5 protein-coding genes are annotated in these 3,048 nt (G+C 71.7%); 4 read left to right on the top strand and 1 reads right to left on the bottom strand.

Annotation, left to right across the window (positions count from 1 at the left end):
- Positions 1 to 699, bottom strand: a 699-nt coding sequence (locus ABZ885_RS38290) for an NADP-dependent oxidoreductase (protein WP_360199376.1), incomplete at its 3' end; no start/stop codon positions are given.
- A gap of 81 nt (positions 700 to 780) precedes the next feature.
- Here ABZ885_RS38290 and ABZ885_RS38285 point away from each other — a divergent pair.
- The 4 genes from ABZ885_RS38285 to ABZ885_RS38270 form a co-directional block, all read left to right on the top strand.
- Complete coding sequence (locus tag ABZ885_RS38285; protein WP_360199374.1) at positions 781 to 1,350, top strand: helix-turn-helix domain-containing protein; 570 nt, start codon at positions 781 to 783, stop codon at positions 1,348 to 1,350.
- Between the two features lie 434 nt (positions 1,351 to 1,784).
- Positions 1,785 to 2,204, top strand: a complete 420-nt coding sequence (locus ABZ885_RS38280) for an XRE family transcriptional regulator (protein ID WP_360199372.1) — start codon at positions 1,785 to 1,787, stop codon at positions 2,202 to 2,204.
- Between the two features lie 78 nt (positions 2,205 to 2,282).
- Positions 2,283 to 2,858, top strand: coding sequence for a ParH-like protein (locus tag ABZ885_RS38275; RefSeq protein WP_360199370.1), 576 nt, complete (start codon positions 2,283 to 2,285; stop codon positions 2,856 to 2,858).
- Positions 2,851 to 3,048: hypothetical protein (locus ABZ885_RS38270; RefSeq protein WP_360199368.1), on the top strand; the 198-nt coding region annotated here is incomplete at its 3' end. The genes ABZ885_RS38275 and ABZ885_RS38270, both read left to right, overlap by 8 nt.

The following is a 3,048-nucleotide window of genomic DNA, read 5'->3' as shown; positions in this document are numbered from 1 at the left end:
CTCGGGCGCCAGGCCGAGCTCGAGTGCGGTCTCGGCCGCCTCCCTTCCGAACAGGTCGGCTGCGGCGGTGATCCCCTCGGGCGCCAGGGCCCGCACCCGGTCCGCCAGGCCGGGACCGTACGCCACGGGTTCGGCGCCGAGCCCGCGCAGGAAGTCGAACGTGCCCTCGGAAGCGGTGCCGAGCACCCGGGCACCCGCAAGCTTCGCCAGCTGCACGGCGAAGACGCCCACGCCACCCGCCGCCCCGCCGATCAGGACGGTGTCCCCGGTGCGGGGCCCGATCGCGGCGATCGCGGCGGCCGCCGTCAGACCGGACACCGGAAGCGTGGCCGCCACCTCGTCACCGACGCCCTCCGGGGTGGGCCACAGCGTTGCCGCAGGCGTCTTGACCAGCACGAAGTCGGCGACGGACCGGCCGATCGCAGCCCCGTACACCCGGTCGCCGATCGCGAATCCGGTGGCGTCGGCGCCCACCTCGTCCACCACTCCGGCAAAGTCGCTGCCGAACCCGGCCGGCAAGGTGATGCCGAACCGCGCCGCCATGTCGGGCTGCGTGGTGATCTGCCAATCCATCGGATTCAGCCCGGCGGCCGTGACCCGGACGCGAACCTCGTCCGGCGCGGCGTGCGGCTCGGGTATCTCCTGCAGTTCGAGCACTTCGGGACCGCCGAATCGCCGGTAGCGGACAGCTTTACTCATCGGACCTCTCTCGGTCAGTGATGGGACTTGGTCTCATCGACCCTACACCAGCGATGGGACTGAGTCCCGTACACTGCTCCCATGGCTCGCTGGCAACCCGACGCACCAGGACGACTCGCCGCCGCCGCTCTCGACCTCTTCGAGGAGCGCGGCTACGACAGCACGACCGTGATCGAGATCGCGGAGCGCGCGGGGCTCACCAAGAGCACGTTCTTCCGCTATTTCCCGGACAAGCGCGAGGTGCTCTTCGACAGGGGCACGGTGACCGACCTGCTCGTCGAAGGGATCGCCTCGGCGCCGCCGGCGGCCGACCCGCTCGACGCGGTGGCGGACGCCCTCGATGCGCTCGGCCGGACGTTCTTCGCCGACGACCGCCGCGAGTTCAGTGGCCGGCGCCAGGCCGTGCTGAACGCCAACACGGAACTGCGGGAGCGCGAAGCCCTGAAGAGGATCGACCTCGCCGCCTCGATGATCGAGGCCCTCACCCGCCGCGGAGTTCCGAGCCTGACCGCACGCGTGGCCGCGAAACTGGGCATGCTCGCCTGGGAGATCGCCTTCGACCAGTGGATCGACATCCACAACGGCGAGGGCTTCGGCCCGCTGGCACGGCAAGCGCTCGCCGACGTACGCGCGGCCGCAGCCGTGCACTAGGGCCTGTCCGGCGGATCTTGCCGGGCCCGCGACGCCTGAGCACGCACCTCGCCGCGTTGTCGTCGGTCGCCGATGCTCCGCATGGACTCCCTCCTCCGCCTTGCGATGCACGCACTCAGACGCCGCGGTCTGATCCAACAAGATCCGCCGGACAGGCCCTAGCCTCGGCGTTTCGCCTCGGCCGGGATGAGTCGGGGTGATCCATGCGTCGGGGGTCGTGGGGCTGCCGAGGCCTGTCCGACTGGTCGCGGCGCTCGGGGACCGTGACGGCGATGCCCCGGCGCTGCAGCAGGTGGCGGATTGCTCGCGTCCGTCAACTCACCTCGACCCGCCAGAAGATCAATGATCGGACAGGCCTTAGAATGAGGCCCCGTCGCGGGTGGCCATCTGCGCACGTACGAAGCGTGTGCACGGGGTGAGGGAAGAGGTGTGCCGTGCCTGAAGCGGAATCCGGTGCGTCCACGCTCGCAGCGAAACTGGACCGGCTGTTCGACGTCGTCCGCCGTCCCGACCGTGAGCCGTACAGTCACGAGGAGGTCGCCCGGGCCTGCCGCGAGGCGACCGGCGAGAGCTTCTCGGCCACCTACCTCTGGCAGCTCCGGACCGGCCGCCGGGCCAACCCGACGAAGCGTCACCTCGAGGCGCTGGCCGAGTTCTTCCAGGTGCCGCCCGTGTACTTCTTCGACGACCGGCAGAGTGCCAGGATCGCCGAGGAGCTGGCGCTGCTGGGAGCGCTGCGCAACGCCGGGGTGCGGGACGTGGCTCTGCGCGCGGTGACCCTCTCGCCGGAAGGGCTCGGCACGATCAGCGACATGATCGAGGCCATCGCCCGCCGCGAGGCCGGCGGCAGGTAGCGGCCTTCCCGGCGAAGCGGATTCCCTCGGGGTTGCCGCGTCCGTAGGATCGCCTCCCGTCGAGCGCCAGGGGGAATCGTGGGGTATCCGGGTGGGGTCGAGCGTGGGCTCTGGCAGCGATGTCGGGGGGTCGCGGATTCGATACCGCTTCCGGAGCCGTTCGGCATACCGGCGCTGGCCGAGGCGCTCGCCCTGCGGCGCGGCCGGCCCATCGAGCTGATGCCGCTCTCCGGGCCGGAGCACTCACCGTGCGGTGTGCTGATCAGTACCGACCGGGCGGACTACATCGGCTATCCGGCCGACACCACGGCCCTGCACCAGCAGCACATCGTGCTGCACGAGATCGGGCACCTCCTCTGCGGGCACACCGGGCACACCGGGCACATCGCGGATTCCGGGGACACCGGGCTGAGCACCGCCGTGTCGCACGCCCTGACGACCCATCTGCCGGAGGAGCTGGTGCGCCGGGTGCTCGGCCGGTCCGGATACACGGAGCGGCAGGAGCAGGAGGCCGAGCTCGTCGCCTCGCTCGCCGTGCAGCGCGCACTGGGTGGCCGCCGTTCCCCGGCGGTCGGCCAACTCGCCGACCAGGCGAACTGGTTACGGTACGTGCTGGGGTGGCCGGTGCGGCGCAACGCGGCGCGCCGTGGGTGACCGGCTGGGCGGCGCCGCCGTCTGCCTGGCCGGCACGGTCGCGCTGCTGGGCGCACTCTGGAAGGTCCTGAGGGACCGGGGGCGCCGGTCCGGCCCGCCGCTCCACTACGGCTACGTCTGCAGTGCGCTGATCGGGGCGGGGATGACCGTGGGCGCCCCGGCCGCGGCTCCGGTGCTCTGCTCGGTGGTG

The sequence above is a fragment of the Kitasatospora sp. NPDC047058 genome (genome assembly GCF_040643935.1).
GTDB lineage: Bacteria > Actinomycetota > Actinomycetes > Streptomycetales > Streptomycetaceae > Kitasatospora.
The sequence above is the reverse complement of the archived record's forward strand: the minus strand, read 5'-3'. Positions and strand labels throughout refer to the sequence as shown.